The organism is Paenibacillus sp. V4I7, from assembly GCF_030817275.1.
GTDB lineage: Bacteria > Bacillota > Bacilli > Paenibacillales > NBRC-103111 > Paenibacillus_E.
Genome location: NZ_JAUSZD010000002.1, coordinates 4,169,592 through 4,196,339, shown reverse-complemented (window position 1 = coordinate 4,196,339; position 26,748 = coordinate 4,169,592). Strand labels below are relative to the sequence as shown.

At 44.8% G+C, this 26,748-nt stretch carries 18 protein-coding genes; 14 read left to right on the top strand and 4 right to left on the bottom strand.

Annotated elements, in window-relative coordinates; genetic code table 11:
- Positions 1 to 44: 44 nt before the first annotated feature.
- Both QFZ80_RS20545 and QFZ80_RS20540 read right to left on the bottom strand, forming a co-directional pair.
- The gene (locus QFZ80_RS20545; protein WP_307560726.1) at positions 45 to 3,302 is read right to left on the bottom strand and encodes a DEAD/DEAH box helicase; all 3,258 of its coding nucleotides are present in this window, start codon (positions 3,300 to 3,302) and stop codon (positions 45 to 47) included.
- 147 nt (positions 3,303 to 3,449) lie between these two features.
- On the bottom strand, positions 3,450 to 4,226 hold the full coding sequence (locus QFZ80_RS20540; protein WP_307554654.1) for an SDR family NAD(P)-dependent oxidoreductase: 777 nt from the start codon (positions 4,224 to 4,226) through the stop codon (positions 3,450 to 3,452).
- A gap of 215 nt (positions 4,227 to 4,441) precedes the next feature.
- Here QFZ80_RS20540 and QFZ80_RS20535 point away from each other — a divergent pair, with 215 nt between their 5' ends.
- Complete coding sequence (locus tag QFZ80_RS20535) at positions 4,442 to 6,187, top strand: sensor histidine kinase (RefSeq protein WP_307554656.1); 1,746 nt, start codon at positions 4,442 to 4,444, stop codon at positions 6,185 to 6,187.
- 602 nt (positions 6,188 to 6,789) lie between these two features.
- The gene (locus QFZ80_RS20530; RefSeq protein ID WP_307554658.1) at positions 6,790 to 7,275 is read left to right on the top strand and encodes a hypothetical protein; all 486 of its coding nucleotides are present in this window, start codon (positions 6,790 to 6,792) and stop codon (positions 7,273 to 7,275) included.
- Here the strand turns inward: QFZ80_RS20530 and QFZ80_RS20525 are convergent.
- The gene (locus QFZ80_RS20525; RefSeq protein ID WP_307554660.1) at positions 7,272 to 7,796 is read right to left on the bottom strand and encodes a metal-dependent hydrolase; all 525 of its coding nucleotides are present in this window, start codon (positions 7,794 to 7,796) and stop codon (positions 7,272 to 7,274) included. The two genes, QFZ80_RS20530 and QFZ80_RS20525, sit on opposite strands and share 4 nt — an antisense overlap.
- A 230-nt stretch (positions 7,797 to 8,026) precedes the next feature.
- Between QFZ80_RS20525 and QFZ80_RS20520 the strand changes: the two genes are divergently transcribed.
- Positions 8,027 to 10,702, top strand: coding sequence for a family 78 glycoside hydrolase catalytic domain (locus QFZ80_RS20520; protein WP_307560724.1), 2,676 nt, complete (start codon positions 8,027 to 8,029; stop codon positions 10,700 to 10,702).
- Positions 10,703 to 10,810: 108 nt separating this feature from the next.
- The gene (locus QFZ80_RS20515) at positions 10,811 to 11,092 is read left to right on the top strand and encodes a late competence development ComFB family protein (protein WP_307560722.1); all 282 of its coding nucleotides are present in this window, start codon (positions 10,811 to 10,813) and stop codon (positions 11,090 to 11,092) included.
- A 79-nt stretch (positions 11,093 to 11,171) separates the two neighbouring features.
- Here the strand turns inward: QFZ80_RS20515 and QFZ80_RS20510 are convergent, their stop codons facing one another.
- Entirely contained in the window at positions 11,172 to 11,822 is a 651-nt protein-coding gene (locus QFZ80_RS20510) for a response regulator transcription factor (RefSeq protein ID WP_307560720.1), read from the bottom strand.
- A 281-nt stretch (positions 11,823 to 12,103) separates the two neighbouring features.
- Here QFZ80_RS20510 and QFZ80_RS20505 point away from each other — a divergent pair, with 281 nt between their 5' ends.
- The 10 genes from QFZ80_RS20505 (at position 12,104) to QFZ80_RS20460 (ending at position 26,748) form a co-directional block, all read left to right on the top strand.
- Positions 12,104 to 12,274 carry a hypothetical protein gene (locus QFZ80_RS20505; RefSeq protein ID WP_307554667.1) on the top strand — a complete coding sequence of 57 codons (171 nt, stop codon included), beginning with the start codon at positions 12,104 to 12,106 and terminating at the stop codon, positions 12,272 to 12,274.
- Between the two features lie 146 nt (positions 12,275 to 12,420).
- Positions 12,421 to 13,716, top strand: a complete 1,296-nt coding sequence (locus tag QFZ80_RS20500; RefSeq protein WP_307560717.1) for an ABC transporter substrate-binding protein — start codon at positions 12,421 to 12,423, stop codon at positions 13,714 to 13,716.
- Between the two features lie 18 nt (positions 13,717 to 13,734).
- The gene (locus QFZ80_RS20495) at positions 13,735 to 15,570 is read left to right on the top strand and encodes a sensor histidine kinase (protein ID WP_307560715.1); all 1,836 of its coding nucleotides are present in this window, start codon (positions 13,735 to 13,737) and stop codon (positions 15,568 to 15,570) included.
- Positions 15,548 to 17,086 (top strand): response regulator transcription factor, encoded by a 1,539-nt coding sequence (locus QFZ80_RS20490; protein WP_307560713.1) that lies wholly within the window; start codon positions 15,548 to 15,550, stop codon positions 17,084 to 17,086. Before QFZ80_RS20495 ends, QFZ80_RS20490 begins: the two co-directional genes overlap by 23 nt.
- Before the next feature lie 273 nt (positions 17,087 to 17,359).
- Positions 17,360 to 20,143: a beta-galactosidase gene (locus QFZ80_RS20485; RefSeq protein WP_307560711.1), complete on the top strand. Its 2,784-nt coding sequence runs from the start codon at positions 17,360 to 17,362 to the stop codon at positions 20,141 to 20,143.
- A 123-nt stretch (positions 20,144 to 20,266) separates the two neighbouring features.
- The gene (locus tag QFZ80_RS20480) at positions 20,267 to 21,136 is read left to right on the top strand and encodes an ABC transporter permease (protein ID WP_307556086.1); all 870 of its coding nucleotides are present in this window, start codon (positions 20,267 to 20,269) and stop codon (positions 21,134 to 21,136) included.
- A gap of 60 nt (positions 21,137 to 21,196) precedes the next feature.
- A complete protein-coding gene (locus QFZ80_RS20475) occupies positions 21,197 to 22,093 on the top strand; it encodes a carbohydrate ABC transporter permease (protein ID WP_373460420.1) in 897 nt (298 codons plus the stop codon).
- 42 nt (positions 22,094 to 22,135) lie between these two features.
- Positions 22,136 to 23,743, top strand: coding sequence for an ABC transporter substrate-binding protein (locus QFZ80_RS20470; protein WP_307560709.1), 1,608 nt, complete (start codon positions 22,136 to 22,138; stop codon positions 23,741 to 23,743).
- Between the two features lie 74 nt (positions 23,744 to 23,817).
- Complete coding sequence (locus QFZ80_RS20465; protein WP_307554680.1) at positions 23,818 to 24,831, top strand: LacI family DNA-binding transcriptional regulator; 1,014 nt, start codon at positions 23,818 to 23,820, stop codon at positions 24,829 to 24,831.
- 114 nt (positions 24,832 to 24,945) lie between these two features.
- Positions 24,946 to 26,748 (top strand): sensor histidine kinase, encoded by a 1,803-nt coding sequence (locus tag QFZ80_RS20460; protein WP_307554682.1) that lies wholly within the window; start codon positions 24,946 to 24,948, stop codon positions 26,746 to 26,748.

The following is a 26,748-nucleotide window of genomic DNA, read 5'->3' as shown; positions in this document are numbered from 1 at the left end:
CATCTTACAATGACCTTGGGATTGCCCTTCTTTTTGCCATGTAATCATCCTATCATCAAAATCTCCCGAATTTCTTGCTCCGTCAAGGCGGATAATGCTTCCTGACCCGGCTGAATCACTTCATCAATCATGTTCTTCTTTTTCTGTTGGAGCTCAAACATTTTATCCTCTACGGTGCCTTGCGCAACAAGGCGAATCACCTGCACGACCTTCTTCTGCCCGATACGATGTGCACGGTCGGCTGCTTGCTGTTCCACAGCAGGGTTCCACCATAGGTCGTAAAGGATAACGGTGTCGGCACCAGTAAGGTTTAGTCCAGTACCGCCAGCTTTTAATGAGATGAGGAACAGGTCTCGCTCGCCTTCATTAAATTTGTTGCACAACTCTACACGTTCGGCAGTTGGGGTTTTACCGTCTAAGTAGAAATACGGCACCCCTTGATAGCCTAGGTCTCGCCCGATCATTCCCAGCATTGCTGTAAATTGCGAGAATATCAGCACCCGCTTGCCGGCACTTCTGCATTCTTCGATAATCTGCATGAGCTGCTCGAATTTGGCCGAGCTTCCGGCATAATCTTCGACAAACAGAGACGGGTGGCAGCATAGCTGGCGAAGTCGCGTCAAGCCGGCCAGAATTTTTATTCGATGTTTATTAAAGCTGTCTTTGTTCAGATGCTTCAGTGTTTCTTGTTGTAGTTCGGCCAAATAGGCGACATACAGCTTCTTCTGCTCCGGCAGCAGCTCGGAAGCTTGCAGCGACTCGATCTTCTCCGGTAGTTCCTTCAGCACGTCGGACTTCAACCTGCGCAGCAGAAACGGCCGGACCCGCTTGGCTACACTTTCACGGGATAAGTCATTGAATGCCTTTCTCCCGGGGAACAATTGAGGGAACACCGCGTCAAAGATGGACCAAAGTTCTTCAAGCCTGTTCTCCACTGGAGTTCCAGTAAGGGCAAAACGGTATTGGGCCTGAATCTCCTTCACCGCCTGGGCCGTCTGTGTGGTGTGGTTCTTGAACACCTGCGCCTCATCCAAAATAAGCGTATGGAACGATTGCTCCGTATACAGGTCGATATCCCTACGCAAAAGCGGGTATGAGGTTATGAGGACATCCACTTGTGACGCATGTTTCAGAATCTTGCTGCGCTCTTCTCTGCTCCCATCGGCAATGGAGGCCCGAATCTCTGGCGCGAATTTCTTCAACTCATTGAGCCAATTGTATACGAGAGAAGCAGGAGCAACAATAATCGCCGGCAGCGCCTGCTTTCTGATCTCGGGCAGCACAGAGACAATAAAAGCGATGCTTTGTATGGTTTTACCTAGGCCCATATCGTCTGCCAAGATGCCGCCGAAACTGTACTGGGCCAGCGTCTTCAGCCATTGGAAGCCATACTTCTGGTAATCCCGAAGAACAGCTTCCAGACTGGCCGGCACCGTGAAATCCAGATTATCCGGATTCCGCATGTTTTCTAGTAACTGGCGGAATGTTCTGCCCAGCTTAACCGTATTTCCTTGCCTCTCAGAGTCCATCAAATAGAGCCCGCGGACTAATGGGAGGCGAATTTCTGCTGCTTTCACGTCCTCCTTGGTAATGCCCATTTCGTTCATGACGCGGACAATTTCCTGAAACTCCACGCTTTCGAGCGGCAGTAACGCTCCATCCGGCAGCCGGTGGTATTTGCGTTTCTCCCCAAGGGATTTCAACAGATTGCGGACTTCCGATTCAGGAATACCTTCCATATCGAACTTGAATTCCAGCCAATCCGTTCGTTCATCCACATCAACCTTAACTCGCGGCGGGACATGTCCTGTTAGAAGTCTTGTTTTCACGGCAGATGTGGCATAAACAGTCACCAGCTTCTCCAACTGCGGAACGATGTGGTACAGAAATTCGTATTCCTCGTCTTCGCTATCCATGAAATATCCCCCCTCCGTCTTCGCGAAGGGACTTTGCTCCATAAGCTCCAGAATTCGTCGCTCCTGATCTCCGTCTCGCATTAGAATGCGGTCGGTTCCGCGTCTCTGTTCATTGCCTTCTAGCGGGTTAATGACAATATCGCCGTATTGAAACTCCAGACCGGCAAGCAGTCGATCTTTCACTCGATCCAAATACAACTTAGCCTTTAACGGCGTTCGCATAATGCGGTCGGAAATGGCCCCAGCGATATGGACACTGCCTAGCTTCATCAGGCCAGGAATCACTTTTTCCATAAAAGGTTCCATTTGCGCGGGCGGAATCTGAATTTGGTGCTTGCTGGAGTTTTCGAGCATTTGCTTTAGCTCCGAAAGACGCTTGCACGGTTCGGCTTGCATGTGCATCAGCTTTCCTTCGGAAAGGACAATCCCATACGATTCCATAACCGTAATCTTTTCAAGACCTTGGACATCCAATTGGAAGTCTTCGGCCTCTGTTTGGTCGAACTCAAAGTGGAGCGGGATGGGTTCATCGGATACACGGATTCCATCGAATGTGCGGTCATGCTGCTCAAGTTTTACAGACTTAGCCTCGGTAAGCGCAGGAAGAAAGGTTGTCCATGAGAACGGAGGAACCAGAAGCATCCGATCGCCACTCAAATAATTCGCACGAACGGAGTACGTAGTTGAAGTCTCAAGGTACATCTGCTCATTGCGATAAATTTCGATGAGCTGCCGAATGACCGCATCATCTTCTTTTTGAAAACTATGGAGCTTAGGGTCGTAGGTGAAATGCTTTGAAAATACATAGGCTTCTCTCCGCTCAATATGATCAAGAAATTCTCTTAACCTTTGGACGATATACAGTCGTTTAGGACCGACCTTCATCTCAATCCCGAACATGAACTTCCGATAGCCGTATTGGAATGGTTTGCAGGTTATCTCCAGTTCTAGTACTGCTCTTGTATCGAAAAAAGGTTGTGAACGGCTAGGACGCTGCGGTATGTTCCCGAACAAATCCAGTATATGGCTCGTCAATCTACGATCTCCCTCTGGATTTCCAAAAGGTCGGGCTGCTGTACCGACAACACGAGGTACTTGCTGAATAGCATGAATGTTCAGCAGCACGGCAGCAATATGTTCGCAATATTTATCGTCCGGATCATACGCAGGACAGGTGCAATGGGCAATAACCTCCCCGTTTGTATCTTCTTCAACGGTCACTAGGAAGGTGCCGTTATATCCTTCGACCGTGGCTTCATAGAGCGGTGTTTCAGGATCTTCAATTAGGAAAGACACTTGTCTTTCATGGTAGTAGGCTTCTCCTTTTTCATAAGAAAACCGGCCGCACAACAACCTAATGACCCCATCTGTCAGCTGAAAGCTCATGACCTAGATCCTTCCTTTTGCAAAATAGTTAAGTTCCGGAATTGTTATTGGTTGAATTCATTATAGCAAACATTCGTTCTCGTGAAAATCAAGCTCTAATCAAGAAAAAATGCAGCCCAATTCCAAATGGAGAATGGACTGCATGTATTACTTGGCTGTCATCGATTTTCGGATGGCAGATCCGAACAATTTGACAATGGTCTTCCTGGGGAGGACGCGTCCCAGAAAAGCATTGAACTTATTTACGCTGCCGTCAATGACGTAGGTTTTATTACGTCCCAGAGCCTTCATAGCCGTAGCTACGACCTGTTCCGGTGTCCGTTTATTGTTGGTTTCAACATCTTTGGCTGTATCGAAAAATTTGGTATCCGTCGGTCCAGGGCACAGAGCCAACAATTTAATTCCTTTATGGCGATATTCTTCCCATAGTGACTCAGTGAAAGATAGAACGAAAGCTTTCGTCGCACTATAAACAGAACAATAAGGAAAAGGGAAGAAGGATAACAAGGATGCCAGATTAATGATGGTCCCATCGCCTTTTGCAACCATTTTCGGTAAATAATAATGAGTCATTTCCACGACCGAAGTTATATTCAGCATTATCTGCTGCCGGTAGTTGTCGGGGGAGTGATTTAAAAACTCGCCGCTCAAGCCAAATCCGGCATTGTTGACCAAAATATCGACGTGCTTTCCTAGCTGTTCCGTTTGCTTAAAGACCTCGGATGCTGCATTCTCTACGCTCAAATCGATAACAATAACATGGACTTTAATAGCATAAGTAGTGGAAAGCTCTAAAGCTAGTTGATCCAATTTGTTTTTGGAGCGTGCGACTAGAATGAGATGGTTCCCTTTCTCGGCAAATTGTCTAGCGAAAACCTCGCCAATTCCAGAAGAAGCTCCAGTAATTAATGCTGTTTTTGTCATATATTGCGACCCCCACGATCTTAAATCTATTGATTTCTTCCCTATATTACCAAACGGTTTGATGCATGTATATTAATAGATAGACAATGCATTCGTATCCAACTATACTACTGAAAGAGGGGTATTTCCTCGGTTTGTGTCGAAAAATAACGAACCTTATTTTACGTCTATGTTGTAATATTGAGTTTACATTAAAAATGAAAGTGTGAAACTTCATGAGAATCAACACCAAAGTCATTTATGTCACTTTTGCTATTGTTATTTTATTGCTTGTAACGAATAACACCTCTTATTATTGGTTCACGAAATCTCTCTTAACGCAAGCGTTATCTGAACGTATGGAATCGACTGCGAGTCAAATTCGCACATCCATTGAGCAATCAGAGGAAGGTTCATTCTTTGTAGAAGATTTGATTGGTGAGAATCTTCATTCCGTCGCGCTTTTCGCCAAGAGTCAGCTAAATCCGGATATTGATAAAGTTACGAATGAACAATTAATTGAGCTTGCCAGGCAAGCAGGTGTCGATGGTTTCTCGCTGATGAAGCGAAATGGTGATGATATTATGGTAGGTAAATCATCCGAGCCCAAGGAGCTTCAGATTACAAGTACAAAAGCATTCGGGTATTGGTTTACGGCTTTTAGCCAGCTTCTGGATAACCATCAAGTTACGATTGCTGAAGGGCAAAAGCTGCCTAATTTCTGGTCGGGTATTTATGAAGTTCCGGCTTCAGGTTCAAGCGATGTTAGTAAGTTTGGGTACTATTATGATGGAAGCACGAATTATTTAATATGTGTATTTGTCAATGCAGATAAAATTCAGAAATTCAAGCAAATCGTAGGCGCGGATACGATCGTGAAGAAAACGCTCGCTTCGAATCCAGATATTATGGAAATATCGGGACTGAACGGAGTAACTTTTGGTACAAAGCCGATTGAGTATAAAGACAGTAGTGGGGTGCCATTCATATCGGTCTATGACCGCCCGGTTTTATTTGGTACATATAACATAACGAGTACGAAAGATTTGGATAACTACAAGACGTCCATACTGGAAAATAAACCAGTTAGCGTTGTGGAGAATTGGAATGGGAAGCCTATTCTGAAAACCTTCATGTATGTTCCTGTTAAGAAAAAATTGACTGAAGTTCAAAGGGAAGTTCCTTATGTCATCACCATCGTCTCGGATTATCAAACGATTCAAAGCACTTTAAACAAGCAGCTCGTTCAGCTTACGCTTCTCATTGTTTTATTTACGATTTTTAGCTGTGTACTTATATATTTGGTTTTCCGATTTATTACGAAAAGCCGAGAAACAGCAGTCCAGTCTACACAAGAAATGTACATTCAAAACGTGGATCTCATGTTTGCTACGATACGCAGTCAACGGCATGACTTTCTAAACCATGTACAAACCATGTATGCTCTCCTGTCTAAAGGAAAAAAAGAAGATCAAATGAAATACATGAAGGAATTAATTGAAGAAATTAACGAAGTGAACGATATCATTCGAATTGGGCATCCGGCTATTGCAGCGCTTATCCAAGCAAAGATTGCGCTTGCCATGAGAACCAAAATCGATTTCAATTACCATTTTACCGGCCTAGAAGGCTTGTCATTAGGAGTGAAATCCGTTGATATCGTGAAAATTATTGGGAACTTGATTGATAATGCGTTTGATGAGGTCAATAAATTCCCACCAGACGAACGTGAAGTTATGGTGAACGGATGGTCGGAGTCTAACCATTTAACCATTTCCGTAACCAACCCGGTTGATCCCGAATTCCAACTTGATGATTACAACAAAATGTTCACGATTGGCTACAGCACCAAAGGTGGCGGTGATCACCAGGGGCTTGGTCTATCGGTTGTGAAGGAACGAATCGAGCATTACAAAGGGACCATTGAAGTGTCTGTTGCAGACGGCTGCATCTGTTTCCAAATATCGGTTCCGATGCAATAATCATCGTATCCAAGCTTCTTTTGATTCGACCAAAGCCCAAGTAAATCTTGGGCTTTTTGTTATTGGGTATTAGCTCTGCCTGTTATGAGCTGTATACACGAATTTGTGATCACCATTCAAGGGAAGGAAATGGGGGATCTGGTATGAATGGGCAGTCCGAAAAGTAAATAGGGGCACAGAAAAACAAAAAAATGAGGTGGCAAAGTTACTTGCCTTCTCATTTTTTTGTTTTTCTGCCGAAGGCAAGGGAAAAGTCAACGGACTTCTAGTTAGCGGAACGTCCATGCGTTATTTTGGGAAACCGGCGCTTGAAGTCGAATGTGAGGAACGTAGGTGCGCTATTTGATCAAAGGAACGATTCGGAGGCAAAAATCGTGAAATAGCGCATCGTCGTTCCGCTTCCTGATGATTTCGGGTATTTTTCGTCCAAATAGCGAATCGACGTCCCCAGCAAATGCGGGGTACCGACTTTTGGGCCAGTCTACTTTCTTTTTTCATAAAATCGTTTCATTTAGTTTTCAAACGCTTAAGTATGGGGTAAGGATAACTAACGAATGAAAAGACTCGTGATATGTAAATGAATCGAGAAGGGGGAGCATAGAATGAATAGGCCAAAGTACCGTTACAAGGAAGAGTTCAAGAAAAGTCTCATACATTTATTTCCTTTGTTTCTGCTGTTTGCATTCATTTCTCCGGAGAAAAGTATGATGTCGATGGAAGAAATTCAACCGGCTCCAGCCTATGTGGCTGGAAGGGTCATGCAAGTAAAAACGAATGATACGGAAACAGTTTTATTGGTCTCAGTTCCAGACAATCTGGAAATTCCGAGCCATCTGCTGCACCACTCTGAATTATTGGATGAGAACAATCCGACTCATTTGAGACATCCTGTTATTATTCCAGGAAATAGGGGGAAAGAAGTCGAGATCCTTGTCCAATCAACGATGAAGAAGGAATTGAACGACTTCTTAGGTGTTCCTGCCGTTGGCGAGATCGTGCAGAGCTTAGCTGAGCCCGACGCTCAAGGAGCTTATCATGCACAATTTCTTCTCAATGCCAATGGGGACTACATTGTTGCAACGCATTAAAACAAAGCGCTATGAAGCAAGATTTGAGGAAGTAAATAAGTCCAAAAAGGGATGATTAAACTCAAAGCCAGAAGTAACCAGCGGAATACGGTTTCACTCACTGACCCCGTGTCAATAGCTATCCATTTTGGGAGTAGACGAATCTTGAAGGGAATAGGCCAGAAGAGCTGAACCCCTCTATCATTGAATAAATCGATAAACGAGTGAGACGCGTAAGAGAGGATGAATACCCAGAAATATAAAGGAGATAAGGGCATTGCAATGACAACTAAGAGTAGTAGAAATAGCAAAGAATGGGTGACAGTTCTATGCTTTACCTTCAGCAGCCGCAGCAGAGCAGATAAAGGGAAAAGAACCTTCGCCATGGTAGAACCTGGCTTATCGACATCCGCTAACGTGCCTGCCAAACAACCAAGTAGAAGAGCCCCAGCGGCATCCCATGAGAAGAAACTAATATCTTGATACGTGAGAACGATTTCCGCGGAAATGAATCCGGCAATACTGTGTGTTTTTTGTAACATCTTAAACTCCTACCCATACGTGATTTATCGATAACTGTATATTATTCGTATGCGATTTCTAAATTGAGGGGAAGCCGAAAAAAATAAATATTCCGTGTCGTATTCTACCTATAAGATTGTCTGAATCCACCTTCATATTATGTCATATGATGCACTACAATAGGACATATTGATGCTTGCTTTATAAAAAGGGTACATGACATTTTGATGAAAGTAGGAGGTTTTTTTGAATGACGACATTCCATATTTCTAACTTAACATGCGAATACCGCGTCAACCCGATTGGGTTGGATACGACCCAGCCTCGCTTTACTTGGCAACTAGAATCGGACATCAAACATACCATCCAATCAGCTTATCACATCCAGGTGAGTAGGGTTGAAAATTCTTTCGAACCGAGTCGTTTGGTTTGGGATTCCGGTCACATACAATCGGAACAATCTGTGCTTGTTGTTTATGAGGGTCAAGAGCTGCTGGCGCGAAATCGTTACTTTTATCGTGTCAAAGTATGGGATCAGTCTGGTTTGCAATCGCCTTGGAGTGAAATCGCTTTCTGGGAAATGGGACAGCTAAATCCCAATGACTGGTCAGCAAAGTGGATTACACCTGATGCAGCTTCTATTGATCCTGACGCAGAAGAAGCTTTCTATTTGAGGAAGACATTCACAGCACGTAAGGGAATTCGTAAAGCGACAATTTACGCGACGAGTCTAGGCATTTATGAGCTTGAACTCAACGGATCTCGTGTCGGGGATTGGGAGTTCACACCCGGCTGGACCAGCTACCGACACCGGCTGCAGGTTCAGACGTATGAGGTAACGAGCCTGCTGCAGCAAGGTGAAAAACATACCCTTGGCGCCGTGCTGGCAAACGGTTGGTATAAAGGTAATTTGGCTTGGAAGAATCAACGAAATATTTTTGGGGACGTTAGAGCTCTTTTCCTCCAATTACATATCGAATACATAGACGGAACTTCGGAAATAACCGTTAGTGATGATTCCTGGCGCGCTTCATTAGGACCGGTTCGGATGTCTGAACTGTACCATGGAGAAACCTACGATGCTAACTTGGAGCTTAGCGGGTGGGGCATGTCGACGTATCAGGATGATAAGTGGTGCCCGGTAACGGTTCTTGATCACTCCAAAGACATCCTAGTCATGCAAGAGAATGAGCCATCCCGCATTACCCAGCATTTGAAGCCAATAACTGTTATTGAAACACCTTCTGGTGAAACCGTTCTTGATTTTGGGCAAAATATGGTTGGAAAAGTGCACATGCGATTGGAGCTGCCGGTTGGAATTCGTCTTCAGCTGCTGCACGCAGAGGTGCTGGATCAAGAAGGGAACTTCTATATTGGGAATTTGCGTCATGCGAAGCAGACGGTTACTTATGTATGCAAAGGTGGCGGGGAAGAACAATATGAACCCCATTTCTCGTTCCAAGGCTTTCGATATGTCAAAGTGGTAGGCTGGCCCAAGGAAGTAGCATTCGATGCAGAGCGCTTCACGGGACATGTTATTCACACGGACATGGCAGCTAGCGGCACTTTTGAATGTTCCCATCTCTTGCTGAATAAACTTCAGCAAAATATTGTGTGGGGACAAAGAGGCAATTTCCTGGATGTACCGACCGATTGCCCGCAGCGGGATGAACGATTGGGTTGGACAGGGGATGCACAGGTATTTATCCGCACGGCAGCATTTAATTATGAGGTGGCTCTATTTTTCACAAAATGGCTGCGCGACTTAGAAGCGGATCAGCATGAGCTTGGCGGCGTTCCATTCGTAATCCCTAACGTACTTGGTCCGACTGACCACTCTTCCTCTGCATGGGGGGATGCAGCAGTCATATGCCCATGGACAATATACCAAGTTTATGGCGATAAGCGTGTTCTGGAGGAGCAGTATGACAGCATGAAAGCGTGGATTACGTACATGCGGGACCAAGGAGAGAATGAGTATCTGTGGAATACAGGCTTTCATTTTGGTGATTGGCTTGGGCTTGATGCCAAAGAAGGCAGCTATATAGGTGCGACCCCTAGGGATTTAATCGCGACATGCTTCTATGCCTATTCGACTTCGCTTTTCGTGAAAGCTGCGGAAGTGCTGGGACGCCGCGAGGATGTAGCTAAGTATAGTGAGCTTTATGAGCGCATTGTTGAAGCTTTCACACAAGAATTCCTAACACCAAGCGGGCGTCTGGCCGCGCATACACAGACAGCACATGTGCTCCCGCTGATGTTTGGACTCGTGAAAGGAAGTACGCGTGATCGATTAGCAAAGACGTTAGCCGAATATGTCGTGGAGCAGAAGAATCACCTGACGACCGGTTTCGTAGGTACGCCGTATCTGTGCCATGTATTATCCGAGAATGGCTACCATGATCTGGCTGTTCGTTTAGTTCAACAAGAAGATTATCCTTCATGGCTGTACTCGATTCACAAGGGAGCAACGACGATCTGGGAGCACTGGGATGGCATCAAGCCCGATGGATCGTTTTGGAGCGATGATATGAACTCCTACAACCATTATGCGTATGGATCCATTGGGGATTGGCTGTACCGTGTAGTGGCGGGTCTCGACTCTGATGATCAGCAGCCTGGATACAAACGGATTCATTTCCGCCCGCGACCAGATTCCGGCCTTGAATACGCCAAAGCATCGCTCCATTCTAGCTACGGTAAGATACGAAGTGAATGGAAGAAAGAGGTCGATGGCAGAGTAGTCTACGAGTTCCAACTACCTCCAAATACGACTGGCCTTGCAACCTTGAGAGGGGCGACATTCGCAATGGCATCCGTTAATGGTCAAGCAGCTCAGACAGCACCAGGAGTCCTATCAGCAGAGGAAAGTAATGGGGAGCTGCGGTTAGAACTTGGATCGGGGATATACGCCATTATTTGTTGAGAAATGAGGATATAAGAGGGCTGCACGCATTCGTGTGGCCTCTTCTTTTTGATTAGGAGGATATGAGTTATAATAGAGATATAGTTGAATCAAGAAGGGGTACCCACAATGGCAGTCTTCAATGCAATGGAAACGATAGTGATGAATTTGTTTGATGAGTTTCAAAAAAACTATGAAATGAAATGTGATTGCACTACTTGCAAAGAAGACGTGCTTGCTTTGGTATTAAATAAAATTCCTCCGCGATATACCTCTAGTGAAAAGGGACAGTTATATGTAAAAGGTCTATATATCAATCCACAGCTGCAGTCCGATGTCATGCGAGAATTAATAGAAGCGGCGAATATTGTGGAACATCATCAGCATCACCGAGAAGAATCCCAACCATAAGAGAATGGCAATTAAAAAAGACTGGTCTCTTCATCACGAGAGGCCAGTCTTTTTAATCACTAATCGCTTCTTCAACCATCTATAGCCGCCGGTTAACTTCATAAATATGCTTGAATTGATTAAATTTATCTACTGCTTGCGCCCTTGATTTGACGCCTAATTTCTCATAAATTTTGCGTATGTAATTATCTACGGTTCGCTTACTCATATGCACTTCCTCGGCCATTTGCTCATTGGTTAGGCCTTGAACAATCATGGTCATCATATGTACTTCATCGTCGTCCAAGGAATCAGTCTGATGCAAATTACCACTGTCCACCCTCATTTTGTGAAAAACAGGAACGGGTATTACCGTGAAATTCTCCAACAAAAGGGTAACTAAGCTTTTAATAAGCGTACCGCTAGATTCCTTAGATATAACAGCACTAACCTCAAGTCCGATCAAATAATTGTAAAGATGGGATAATTCTATGCCAGAAAAAATGACAAGGTGGATGGCGGGATATTTCCCTTTAATGATTTTGGCAATCTCATCGCCGTATTGATCCGGAAGATTATAATCCAAAAAAACAATATGCGGTTGATGCAAATCCACGAGTTCCAAGCATCGTTTGCCAGTACCAGCTATCCCTATAATCTGTATGCCTTCGATTTGCTGCAGTGTATTCGATGTTGCTTCCGCCATTAAGGGATGATCATCTACGATCAGAATCTTCGATTTCTTAATCATATGATACTTCCTTCCTGATTTGGTAGGGATCCGAATGGTGAATTCAACGTCGCTGTTTATCTCTCTCCTTAATTTTACCAAATTTCACAAAAAGATTGCAAATTAGATTTTATTTATCTGATTTTGCGTCTTTTTTCGTTATACGCAAATAAAATTTGCGCATTTATGGAAAAAAATGTGGATTTGCGAAAGAAAATATTGCGCTGTTATCGATAGCGTTTCTATATATGATTAAGTATAGGTAATCTTCCAAAATTAAGTAAATAAGGAGGGAATTCATATTGAAAAACGAGCAATTTGATTGCATGTTTGATTCTGTGTTAACGGATGTTGTGAAGCAAACGTACTGCAACTTAACCTTGCCCTCCGCTGAACAAATTCAGCTTTCGATGAAGAAAATGATGGATATCATCGAAGCCAATGATGGTTGGAAATCAACGAATGAAAGATAGGAATAACTAGAATTCGATTAGCGATGATTCGCTTGTATATACAACAATCAACAGTCTATTTTCTCTGAAGAGGAAATAGGCTGTTTTTTTAATTGGCCAATACCGTTATACTATTTGTAAACGCTATCATGGAATGAGGGGGAAGGATGAAGACTCGTTTGTTAGCTCTAGGCATGACTGTATCTCTGATGCTTACCGCTTGTCAAACCCAGACAGTTACGGTCGTTCCTAAACAGCAGCTCCAGGAGCAGACGCTTTCGTGGATTCATCACTTTGATGAGGAGGGGGCGCGGAAATGGCTGGAGGCGGGGACACAGCTATTTACTAAACAACATCCTTCTTATGCGTTTACGCTGACTGGCGTGGATGGCGGCAATTATATGAGCTTGCTTCGCACGCGTGTGATTTCGAATAACATGCCTGATATCTATATGCTGGATAATATGGAAGCCGCTCAGGATCTTATTCATAAAGGATATGCGATGGACTTATCGGGTCAACCCTTTTTGTCACAAATCGATGAGAGGTTCCTGAATGGTGTGAAGACAGCTGATGGGAAAATATGGGCGCTTCCGATAGACGTGAATGGAGCGGGTGTCATTTACAATAAGGAAGCTTTCGCCCAAGCAGGCATTCAAAGTCCGCCAACAACATGGCCGCAATTCTTAGCTGCATGTGAGGCGCTGCAGAAGGCAGGAATTATTCCTATTGCAGCAGGCTACAAGGATAGTTGGACCCTGATTTGGGATATTGCAGCGGATCTTCTGGCTAATCAGAATGCCGCTGGCCGCAATTGGATGGCTGATATAGAAGCAGGTCGAACTACGTTCGCTGAGGATCAAATTCACTTCAAAGATATCTTGAAACGATATGGAGAACGCTTGCGTTATGTGAATATCAAGCCGTTCGAAACCGATTGGAACCAAGCCCAAGGGCTCCTTGCTGAAGGGAAAGCCGGTATGATTATTAACGGCACGTGGACGGTAGACGGTGTTAAATCCAAGAATCCTGCGAGTATTCTAGGACTGTTCGCTTTCCCTTATTCGAATAATCCCCAAGATGCCAAGTTTGGACTAAAATCAACAGGAGGGATTGTGATCAATCCCCAATCACCTCATAAGGAGGCGGCGCTTCAAATGCTAGAACTGTTTGCCTCGAAGGAAATGGGGACCATTTTTCAGACGAAAAAGAAGGCCTTGTCTGTGATTAAAGGCTTGCCGAATGACTTTGATCCCACTTATGTGGAGTTGGATGAAACTTATATCCAAACAGGCCAAATGTATGACTGGTCAAGTTTGCCAACAGATTTTGTGAATCAGGATTTGCAAAAAGTGTTTGTAAATGCACTTACAAAATTCGTTATTGATCGCAGCCACAATGTGGATAGCTGTATTCTAGAGTTGGATCAAGCATTCGATCGGATTCGCAAACCATCCAAATGACAGCAAGGAGATCTGCGTATGACAGCCACCCCGTGGAACTTAAATCGGGTCAAGGACTTTCGCATCCGAACGAAAATATTTCTATCTAATATGATTCTTATTTTGTTCATTTCATCGGCGATTGGTGGAGTTGCCATCTATGCCTCTACGAAATTCATTGAATCGAATACAAGAGACCTCTCGATGCAGGTCATTCATCAAGTTTCCGACAATATTGAAATTAGAGCGAAGGAAGCATTCACTTCCTCCGTTTACGTCCTAAGTGACAGTAATATTCGGCAAATTGCTGCTGAACAAGGTGAACAAGTGACAGGTGACAACTATCCGGCTTTTCGCAGCCGAATGGAGTTCTTGCTGGCTCAGTACGGAAATGGGAATCCCTATATGAATGCCATTATGATTCAAACTCATAAGGGGCAGGTGTACTGGTGGGAAAATAAAAAAGGCTTGGATCGTACACTAAATCATGATGATGTAACCGTGATGACAAGCCATGCCTCTGATTATTTGAAAAATCATGAACGAAGTACAAGCTGGTCGCCTTCTCTGAGAATGCAAAAAGAAGTGTTCCTTATCAGGGATTTCACTGATCTGAGTCAAATAGATCGTAGTCTTGGCACGATTGTCATCAGTATCGATTCGGATTATTTCTTGTCCCTGGGAAGCAATAGCTCCATCATTAAGCAAAATAACGTTGCGATTCTCAATCCTTTTAACGAACTGCTTGCTGGTGGCGGAACCCCTCGCATGGACAATCTCATCTCAAGGAGCTTAAGTTATACGCTTAAGGAGAATGATGACTCTATGGCAATTGTCGACCATGCTGCGGGAGGGAGTCATTTATTCGTCCAAGAACGAACATCTACGCTGGGCTGGCGGGTGCTTTGTTTTATTCCGATGTCTGAGCTTCTGTCCAATACACGCGTGTTAGTTTTTGTGATCGCTCTCGTTTCACTGCTTGCCGTTCTGATATCTACCGGAATTGCCGTATTACTTTCAAATTCTACGACGCGAAATATCAAGATCTTGGAGCAAACGATGCGCCGAGTCGAAGATGGCAATTTCGATGTTCGAATTATTCCGCTGGGGCGGGATGAGATTGGTAGTTTGTCTATACGGTTCAATTTTATGCTGTCTCGGATTAACGATTTAATAAACACGGTGTATAAAGAGCAAATTGCCAAACAACAGGCTGAATTTACTGTCCTCATGAGTCAGATTAATCCTCATTTCCTTTATAACACGTTAGGTACTGTGAAATGGTATGCTCGCATGAACCGTCAACCCGAGATAGAGCGAATGGTCACTTCCGTTATTGAATTATTGAAATCCTCGGTACGACGTGTTGGCGAATTCCACAGCTTGGAGCAAGAGATTAACCAATTAAAAAACTATATTTATATTCAAAAAATTGGTTATGGCGATGCCTTTCACATGGACTATGAAGTCGATGAATGGTTGATGGAAAGCGAGGTGCCTTACTTCATTCTTCAGCCGCTTGTCGAAAATGCGATTCTTCACGGCATCGAAATGTCCAAGGGGAATGGACGAATTGTCCTTTATGCACGCATAGAAGAGAAGCAGCTCCTGCTCATTGTCGAAGATAACGGAAGAGGGATGGAAGCTGAACAAGCGCATAATCTATTGAACGCAGCAACACGTAAAGAATCGGTTCCAGGAGTGACGAGTATAGGCATTCACAATGTGAATGAACGCATTCAGCTGTATTATGGGGAGAAATATGGCCTTAGTTACGAAAGTGCACCGGGATTAGGTACGAAAGCTATTGTGCGAATTCCGCATAGAACGCATCGGCAAAGGAGGAATGAGCATGTTGAACGCCATGATCGTTGAAGATAATGCGATATATCGGTATGCGATTAAAACGATCATTCGTTGGGAAGATTATGGCTTCCAAATTGTATGTGAAGCACTCAATGGCGTGCATGCGCTCGATCTTCTGCAGCATCAGCAGGTTGATCTTATTGTCACGGATATTTCGATGCCCGAGATGAACGGTATAGATCTTATCCAGCAGGTTAAGCAAAAGGATGCTTCCATCAAAATTGTGGCACTCAGCTCTTTTGATGATTTCCGATTCGTGAAGGAAGCCCTCAAGCTCGGGGCAGAGGATTATTTGTTAAAACATGACCTTGAACCTGATGCGTTACAACAGCTATTAGAACAAATGAATAGCAAGATTATGGAAGATCATAGGCGGAGAAAACAAGCTAGTATTCGTGATGCCAGCTTTCAAGAGGTGCGCTGCCTGTTGGGGCGTAAGCTTCTCCTAGGCGAGTTAAAGCGAGCGGAGGATATCGAGGATCAAGCGAGCGCCGTTCATTTCCCAATTCATGGAGGTCCTACGGCAGTCGTTGTGATCGATGCTAGCTTTAAAGTCTTGGCGGATGGTTCTAAGGAAGAACAGACTGCATACTCAAACATGGTTATACCAATTTCAGAGCGGAGAACCGCGGTCATTATCTATTTTTCGCAGGAGAAGAGTGAACACAAATGTATGGAGGAGACACTCCGGCAAGCGTCGCAGCTATACACCCGGATGAAGAAGCTCGGCTCTGCAACAATGGGAATTAGCTCGATCGGGTACGGATTGAAGGATTGGGCTGTGCTATATAAGCAAGCTGAAACAGCCTTAGATCAATATGTTTATGAAGGAACGGACCAACTCTATGCTTACACGTCTCTTCAAAGTAATAACAAGGTTGAAACGCTGGCAGGAATCACGATTCAGCCTCTTGTTGCTGCGATGAAAAGTGGCCTATTCACTGATGTTGAAACGCAAACTGAGCTTTGGTTTCAAAGCCTCATCCAAAAGAAGCCGCCTATATCCGAGCTGCGCAGCGTGCTGGCAGCGTTAATGATGCAGCTGAAAACATTGGCTATAGAGAGGAACAAGTTCTCAGATCAGTTTGAACATGAGTATAAACAGGTTAGCCAGGTGATAGAAGCCCATCAGCCTCTGCAGCAAGTGAAGCCGCTATTTCTAAATTTGAATAAGCAAATCGTTGGGAATAAAGCTGAGCACACGATGATGCGGAAGGAAATCCAAGGAGTAATCGCCTATATGGAAGAGCACTATGCCGAAGACATCACGGTGGCAAGGCTGGCAGATGTTCTCCATTTGAGCGCGAATTACCTATCCAATCTATTTAAAAGCGAGACGGGGATGCGGATCGTCGAATATCTGAATCGATGCCGGATACAGAAGGCGAAACAGCTGCTTCAAGAGCCTGCATGGAAAGTATATGAAGTCGCTGAGAAAACAGGATTTCAGGAAACTTCCTACTTTTGCAAAGTATTTAAAGAGCTGGAAGGGAAAACGGTTAAGGAGTTTAGGCGCAATGAGTAATTATTAAAGAAAAATTATCGTAAATTCTGTGAATAATATAAGAAATCAGTGTTATATAGAATGCAAAGGGCTGCGAATTTGGATAAAATTCGGAGCTTTTTTTGTTTTGCGTGAGGCTGTTTCTTTGTAGTTTTGTTATATATCTTGATGTTTCTTTCAATGTAAGCGCTTTTAAAACAGCTTATACTAACTTCATATAGAACAGCAGCAAACATCCCTACCGGATGAAACGGGTTTCATAAATGAATGAGGGTAGATCAAGGAGGTAAGCCATTGTATTTATCAAAAAGTGAAGAAGCAGTGATTCACTTATCGTCAGAAGCACTGCGGATAGATGGAAAATCAGAAATTATACTTTGTGCCTCCTTATTTTATTTTCGATTACCACGCGGTTTATGGAAAGAGAGACTAACTAAAGTTAAAGCCTTTGGATATAACGCGATTGATGTGTACTTTCCTTGGAATCATCATGAGACCGTGGAGGGAACTTGGGATTTTACTGGAGAGAAGGATGCGGCTCAGTTTCTACAGGATGCTTCCGATGCAGGACTGTGGGTGATTGCGCGACCAGGGCCGTATATTTGCTCGGAATGGGATGGGGGAGCACTCCCTGCTTATCTATTCGCGAAAGAAAATCTTCGCTTGAGGGATAACGATCCTACCTTCTTGCGGCACGTAGCCAGGTGGTATGAACAGATTCTTCCCATCCTGAAGAAATATGAAACGGGTCAGGGTGGCACCATCATTGCTGTCCAATTAGACAACGAGCTTGATTTCTATCCTTGCTCTGATCCCAAAGGGTATATCTCGGCCCTAAGAGATTTAGCTCTGCAGCATGGGATAACCGTGCCGCTCATTGCTTGTGCCGGACAAGGCGGCTTGTATGAGGCTTCTGGTTTTGCTGAAGGTGTTGTGCCCACATGTAACTTCTATCCAAATGACCAAGACCCTGCTTTCGAAGAAAAGGTGCTCTTCTACAGAGAGGAGTTGGCTCGTCGCGGGCTGCCCTTACTCGTCACGGAGACGAATCGCTCGCACTTCCTGCTTCGCAGATTATTATCAGCAGGAGTAAAGCTGCTCGGTCCTTACTTGCAGGCTTCAGGGACGAATTTTGGCTTTACCAATGCGGCTAACAATTGGGGGAATCCACTTTCGTTTCTCACCTCGGACTATGATTTCCATGGCATGATAACACCGGAAGGACACATTCGAGAGGAAGCTTATGAAGGAAGAATGCTGCATCGTGTGATTCAAACGTATGGCGCTTCCTTCGCGGAAGCGAAGCCTGAGCCAATGAGTAGTGTCTCCCCTTATCGGTTAGCGCTAAAGCAAGGCGGCGAGCTGCTCTTCCTATGCCAAGTAAACGAGCAAGATGAAGACGCTTACTTTCACGTGGCAGAAGAAGTCATACCCCGTTATACCACACTTGTCGCCAAAGCAAGCCGCTGCCCAATTCTTCCCGTGCAAGTGCCCTTGCAGACCTGGGGGATCGCTGAAGGGACACTGGCCTACGCAACTGCAGAACTGCTGCTGGTGAAGCAGCTTGAGCAGCGCACGCTATTCGTGTTTCACACGGAGTGCGAAGGCGAAATTCGTCTCTGCTTTAACACGGAGGTGCAGACGGAGGCTGGCACGATGACGGTACACGAAACCGAAGACCAGGTGACGGTATCCTTTCAATCGGGCGAGCAAGAGAGATCAGCTCGGATTCGCTTACTAAGCGGTCATGTTATCGAATTGATCGGGATGAGTCGTTCACGTGCTTTGCTGCTAGAAAATATGGATGATGAAGGCGAGCTGCATGTTGGCGATTGGGTAGAACGAGTCTCGGAAAGCTGCGAAGTTGAACTTAGCTGGTCACAAAGCTTAGTGAATCCTTTGGATACACTTGCGGATGAAAGCTTATTGATCGGTGATACCGCCGATTATCTGGAGAAGCATGGTGTTTACCGAGGTTTTGCCTGGTATACCTCGCAATTATCACTACCGCTGGAGAACAGCTGTCTTGGCATTATCGTTCAGCAGGCAAGTGATGTCGTTTCCGTTTATACTGGTGAAACGTATTTAGGTACAGCAACTCCTGGAGGAGGAAGTCACTACCTTCCGATTCCTTCCGGCTCGCGCGTAGAGCCAAATCTGGTTACTCGCGTCGAGATCTGGGGACATACCAATTTCCATGATACGAATTTGCCGGGTTTGCACTTAAATGCTCTGAAAGGGCTAACGGGCATTGTTGGGGTAACGTCGGTTGGGGAAATAAACCAAAACTGGCGATTCAAGGTTATGCAATCCGGAGAAGAGAAGGACGATTACATAGCATCAGACTATGACGATCGACAATGGCCGATTGTGAGTGCTGGAGGGTGGCTCTCCACAGAACAGCCCGCCCATCAATGCTACCGCAAACAAGTAAAGCTGAGGAAAGAAGCGGATACGTGGATTCTTCACACACCTGGTAATTTCTCGCACACCTATGCTTATGTGAACGGGCACGCACTCGGACAATTGAATCCGCTCAATCCGTATCTTGATCTTACGCCTTATGTAACTGCGGGAGATATGGCTACGTTAACGGTATTTCTGGATAAAACGTATGGTTCACACAGCGGAAATATATGTCTCTACGAAGGAACTGCCGCTAAACAGTGGACATTATCCTCTTGTCAGGAGAATGGCTTACTGCAGCATGCCAAATCGTCAAACGTTGGTGCTCTCCCCGTAGAAGGAGCTATCTCCTTGAAACCGGGTACCCTGTCTTGGCTGTACGGTGACTTCCATGATGATAACCAAGGATTAGGCTGGAGGGTTTATGTCAAAGGCAGCCATATGAAGCTGACCGTATTCTTCAACGGACGCTTAGTTGGCCGCTTGTGGACACAAGGCGGTGCCAATAGACCTATATTCCGTGGCGGAAGCGATGAATCCTTTTATTTACCGGGACCGTGGTTTCAGGGTGGCGAATCGGGCAATGAAATAGCCATCCTATTGGAGGCTGTAGCGACCTCTGAAGATGCATTGCTGGAGCCTCTGCGCTTTGTACCTGTAGCCGAAAATTAATTTGGAAGGAGCGCGCGCATGAAAACTGCTATCTCATCAAGCACAGTGGACGGGGCCGCTACTCACGTCAAAAGGCGAGTGACCCCGCTGCGTAGGTTTTGGTCGTATCGAACGTTAATTCTCATGTGTGTTCCTGCGATTTTATTTTTCGCAGTCATGTCATATCTCCCAATGCCAGGGCTTTACCTTGCTTTCATTAATTATAACTACTCAGCGGGGATCTTCGGCAGTGAGTTCGTTGGGTTTGACAACTTCAAATTTCTAGTGACCTCTGGGGCACTTTGGAAATTAACGTTTAATACGATTGCTTACAATTTAGCTTTTATTATATTTGGAAACATCTTGCAGATTGGTATTGCCATTTTGCTGAACGAGCTTCGTAAAAAGTGGTTTAAGAAGATTTCACAATCACTGATGTTCCTGCCATTTTTCATCTCCTTTGTACTTGTTGGTCTGATTGCCTATAACATTCTCAGTTATGACTTTGGACTGCTCAATGGGATTCTCAAATCGATCGGTTGGGAGCCGCTTAAGACGTACTCAAATCCAACGATCTGGCCTTTTATCATCGTCATTACGTTTCTTTGGCAGTCGACAGGGTACGGTTCCATCGTCTATTTCGCGGCTATTATGGGGCTGGACTCGGAGATTGTTGAAGCGTCAGAAATTGACGGTGCGAATGCGCTGCAGCGAATTCGATATATTGTACTTCCTTGGCTGAAGCCGACTTTCATTATCCTGCTTTTATTCTCACTTGGCGGCATTCTCCGAGGGAACTTTGGATTATTCTACAACTTAGTTGGAGCCAATAATACAGCTCTTTTTGATGCAACAGATATTATTGAAACCTTTGTGTTCCGTTCCTTAATGAACAACTTTAACTTTTCGCTAGGAAGCGCTGTCAGTCTTTATCAGTCCGTGTTTGGTTTCTTTATTGTCATCACAGCCAACTGGCTGGTTAAGAAAGTTTCGCCTGAAAACACGCTTTTCTAAATTAAACAAGCACGATTCATCAATATCGGTAGATAGGAGGGACAACCAGTGGAGCAAGTCATCGCACGTCAAAGGGGAACTGATTTCTCCTCGGTGGCCATTCGGCTATTCGGCTACTTCTTTATTGGTCTATTCGCTCTGTTCTGTTTGCTGCCTTTTCTTCTCGTCCTTGGGACGTCGTTCACAGCAGAGAAATCGATCACATTACACGGCTACAATTTATGGCCCAAGGAGTTCAGTACGTTTGCTTATAAAATTGTGTTCGAGAACCCAGGACTCATTATCGGCTCCTATGGGGTTACACTGGGCATTACGATGATTGGAACAACCATTGGGCTATTTATTGTAGCTATGACGGGTTATTCCTTACAGCGTCCTGATTTTCCGTATCGGAATCGGATCTCCTTCTTCATTTACTTTACAACATTGTTTCAGGGGGGGGTTGTCCCCTTTTACTTAATCATGACGCAGTGGCTGCACCTGAAGGATAACTATTTGGCTGTCCTGCTTCCCGGACTGATGAGCCCTTTTCTCATTATTATGATGAAAAGCTTCGTTACGTCTATCCCGCATGCGATTACGGAATCAGCCAAAATGGATGGGGCGGGTGATTTCAAAATTTTCACTAAGCTCATCCTGCCTATGACGACGCCGGCTTTGGCCACCATTGGATTGTTTATTGCTTTGGGGTATTGGAACGAATGGTACAATGCGATGCTGTTCCTATCACCCGATTTAAAGTATAGGCCGCTTCAATTGTTCCTGTATAACGTTGTAACAAGTGCCGATTTTATCAAAAACTCATCGGTCTCCTCCAATGTACAACCTAGAGATATGCCGCTGGAGTCCATGAAAATGGCTACGGCCGTAGTCGCAACGGGACCGGTCATTCTCTTTTATCCGATGGTGCAGAAATATTTCATCAAAGGTATTACCGTTGGTGCTGTAAAAGGCTGACGCAAAGCATATACCAAAATGATTATGGGGAGGCAAATCCGTATGTTCAAGAGAAAAAAGAAAGCGCTTAGTGTAGCTCTGGCAGCAACGCTTGCTGTAAGCTTGACGGCGTGCACCACACCTAGCAGTACAGGAACTAGCTCCACGGATAAAGCGACAGCGACTGCTGCGGCAACGGGGACAGCAGCACCATCCGGCAAAATTGACACCTCCGAGTTCCAAACGATTTCGTACGTGATGTTGGGGGATAAACCGAAGAATGGTCAATTTGAAAAGGTGATGGAGAAGCTCAACGGCATTTTGAAACAAAAAGCAAATGCAAAACTGGAAATTAAATGGGTTGAATGGGCCGACTGGCAAACCAAATATAATCTATTGCTAGCTTCAGGAGAACCTGTTGACTTGATCACGGTTGCAACAGATTGGTTGGATACTTGGCAGAATGCACAAAAAGGTGCTTTCATGCCGCTGGATAAGCTGCTTCCTGTGTACGCGCCGTTAACTTGGAAGGAAGTACCGCCAGAGAACTGGGCTGAGACGAAGTACAAGAATCAGATCATGCTCATTCCTGAAGATCATTACACGCAGTGGGTTAATCACGGTTTCTTGTATCGTGGCGATTGGGCGAAGGAGTTTGGTATCACGGCACCAATTACCGATTTTAAGATGATGGAGACCTATTTCCAAGGGGTCAAGGATAAGAAGCCAGGCGTTGTTCCTTGGGATGCGAATGGTACCGCTGCAGGTAATATTGGTGGCTACATCAATTCCTACACAGATGCGATTGAACTTCCGGTCAGTACAGGTTTATTCGGTCTGATCTACGGTAAATCCTATGATGAGAGGTATAAAGCCTACAGCCCTATTCTCGATGATACCTTCGTGGATTTTGCTAAACTCATGAAGTCTTGGGGTGACAAAGGCTTCTGGCGTGAGGATGTGCTGAACTATAAGGGCGACAACCGGTCCGAGCTTGAGGCTGGTAAGTCAAGCGTTGATCAGCATCACACGCAAACCTTCCTGGGTGAACGTATCAAAATGGATAAGCTGCAGCCGGGCTCAGATCTCCAATTCTTCCCATTCTCAGCCACGCGCAACAATCTCGTGTCTATGTCGATCACGCATGGCGGTACTTCCATTGGCGCGAAAAGCAAGCATCCGGAGCGCGCTCTGATGGTCTACGAGCTGATTCGTCAAGACCCGGAAGTGTACCGTTTGATGAATTACGGTTTGGAAGGCGTACAGTACGTCATCAAAGATGGCAAACGTTTCCGTCCAGATGGCTATGATGTGCAAAGAGATGATTTCTACTCCAATTTCTGGGGTGGACGGATTGATAAGAATGAAATTCCTGATGGCAATGATTGGTCTGGTAAAGGGGCGCTTTATGCTTCCTATGACAAAATTAAAAAGCCATACCCATATGGTCGGTTTGTTTTCGATAAGGGACCTGTGACGAACGAGTTGACTGCGGTTACGCAAGTTGTTGGACAAATGGGACCTGCGATTCTTTATGGCAAAGCGGGTGACCCTGTCAAAGCGGTGGATGAATTCCGCGCGAAGCTGAAAACAGCAGGTTTTGATAAACTGATGGCCGAAGTACAAAAACAATTGGATGCCTTCAAAGTCACTGTAGAAAGCACTAAATAAGGATGAAGATATCGAAGGCCTGTTTCTGAACAGGTCTTCGATCTTTACATTTTGACGTAACGGAGAGTGTATGCTTGGAAGCTATAACCGTCTATGATATTGCCCGAGAAGCGAACGTCTCCGTCGCGACAGTTTCCCGAGTTCTCAATGATACCGCACCCGTTCGAACATCGACTAGGCAGAAGATTATGGCGATTATTGAAAAGCATAAGTTTCAGCCCAATGCGTTGGCACGCAGTCTGGTGAATAAGAAAACGGGCATGATTGGCGTGTTATTCCCAGATAGCAGTAACATGTTTTTTCCTGAGGTGTTTGGAGGGGCAGAGAGAGCTGCGATGAAGCTGGGATTCACACTCTTTCTATGTAACACATTCAGCAACTTCAGCAGAGAATCTGAATATTTAAATCTGCTTTGCGAAAGGCAGGTGGAAGGACTCATTTTCATGGGTGGACGCATCAATTCGCGTCATTGCCCCGAGCTGCTCGTCCAGGAAGTCGTGGATATCCAGAAGAGAATTCCAATTGTTTTGATTAATGGCAGTCTTCCAGGTCATCCCTGTCATCGGGTGAAAACGGACGAATATGTGGGTACCCAGCTCATTATGCAGCACCTTATTGACCGAGGTCATCGAAGCATTGGCTTCTTGGGGGGAGGCCCTGACACGACAACAACGATGGAAAAGCTGCAAGCCTACAAAAGTACACTAGGAGCGAATGATCTCCCTTTTCGCAAACAAATCGTACGCTTGGGAGACTTCACTATGGAATGTGGCCGCAAGTTGATGGATCAGTTCCTTACCATGCCAAATTGTCCAACGGCCTTTCTTTGTATTAACGATTACGTGGCCATTGGTGCTATGAAAGCGGCTATTTCTCATGGGCTGCGTATTCCGGAGGATATCGCCATTGCAGGGTTTGACGACACCCAATTAGCTTCTGCAATGAACCCCGAACTGACAACCGTTTCGCAGCATAGTGAAGAGCTAGGGAATCAAGCGATGGCATTATTATCGAGATTGATTCAGAAGGAAAAGGTGAAGAAGCTGACGGTTCTGGAGCCTAAGCTCATTGTTAGGCAGAGTACATAATGAGAAAGTTGGTATACATCGTGCTTGCGAATCCTATACAATATAACCGACAGGTATTGCCTGAAGGTAGATTGTATGGGATTTTTTCAGTTTTTGATAAGTAGGGGGCAAATCATGCAGTTTCTACAAAAATATATCACCATGCCTTGGTTTCGTAATCAACGCATCCGCTATAAAATCATCATGATTTATTTTCCACTTATCTTCGTGCCTTTATTTGTACTAGGTTTTGTCTCGAATCAGGTGTACACGAATGCGATTGTCAAAAAGACGATTAAAAATGTTTCGGATAACTCGTCCCTCATTATTACGCGCATCACGGGTATGTTAACGAATGTAGAAAGCTGTGCCAATATGCTGACGATCAATCTAAACAAATTGATCGTGGAAGACCCGCAGTCCCAGGGGGCAGCGGAGACGAGCTTACAGATGTACACGCAGATTACGAATCAGTTGAGCTTTGCCATGCTTGTATTTCCCGATGTCCAATCCGCTGCGTTTATAGATGCAAATGGTCGGGTTTTTGGATCTAATCTCCTAATGGAACGGAATCGCGAGTTGATTGCGAGCAGCGATATGCTTAAACAGGTTGACACCTCCAGTGGTAATAATATTTGGTTTCCCATGCAGCAGCGTAGTTATTTGACCCCTGACTCACAAGAAATTGTCATGACGCTAGGTAAGCGGATTGTAAATATTTATACAGGGCAAAAGCTCGGTATGCTTGTACTGAATATCAAAGAAAGCTCCTTATCCGCGATTTATCAGAAAATCGGCTCGATCCAGGATAGCAGCTATTTTATCGTGAATGAGCGAGGCGTCGTTATTTCATCGCAGCATCCGAAGGATTTACTTCAAGAAGTTGCCGATCCAACGATGAAAAACTGGATTATTACTTCCAGTGAGGATACGTCGGATGTTACCTCTTTTCAACATGAGAAAACGCTTGTAGTAAGCTCCGATGTACCTAGCTTTGGGTGGAAGCTTATCTCGATGGCTCCGCTTGAATCCTTAACCGCGGATACGCGTAAAATCACTGTCCTTATTGTGCTTATTGGGTTGATTTGTTTATTTTTTGCTTTGCTTGGAGCGGGTATGCTTTCGCAATTCATTGCCAAACCGATTATGGGGTTAACCAAACATATGAAGAAGGTCAAAGAAGGCAATCTGGACATTGAATTCCAGGTGAATTCAGAGGATGAGATAGGTTTATTGGCCTCAGGCTTCAATGCCATGATAAGGCGAGTTCAAGAGCTGCTGACGAACATTAATTTTGAGCAAAAGAAGAAGCGTGAATACGAGCTAGCGCTTATTCAGGCGCAAATTAAACCGCATTTTCTGTATAATACGTTAGATGTTATTTACACCTTGTCAGAAATGGGACGAGCACGGGATGTACAGCGAACAACCAAAGCGTTGGCTGATTTCTATCGCGCAGCTTTGAGTAAAGGAAGAGAGACGATAACGATCGAGGAAGAAGTCCGTAATGTGAAGGATTATTTATCCATTCAGCGTATCCGTTATTCCGATGTGTTTACCTTTGAATTTGATATCCGGGGTGAGGTGTTCGGCGGTCTTATACCGAAATTAACCATTCAACCACTTGTTGAAAATGCGATCTACCATGGTCTCAAAACGAAGGGCAGCCTGGGTCTTTTGAAAGTAACAGGTGAAATTGTGGAGGGTAAAATCAAGATTATCGTCAGTGATGACGGGGTTGGCATGCTGCCGGAACGGCTTGAGGTTCTTTTGAAGAAGTCGGAATCTCCGGAGCAAGCTGTCGGCTATGGGTTAAGGAACGTGAATGACCGTATACAGCTTTATTTTGGCGATGATTATGGCCTGCAAATTGAAAGTCAACTGGGGCAGGGCACAGAAGTAACACTATGGCTCCCTTTTCAAAGTGAGGAAGGTTAA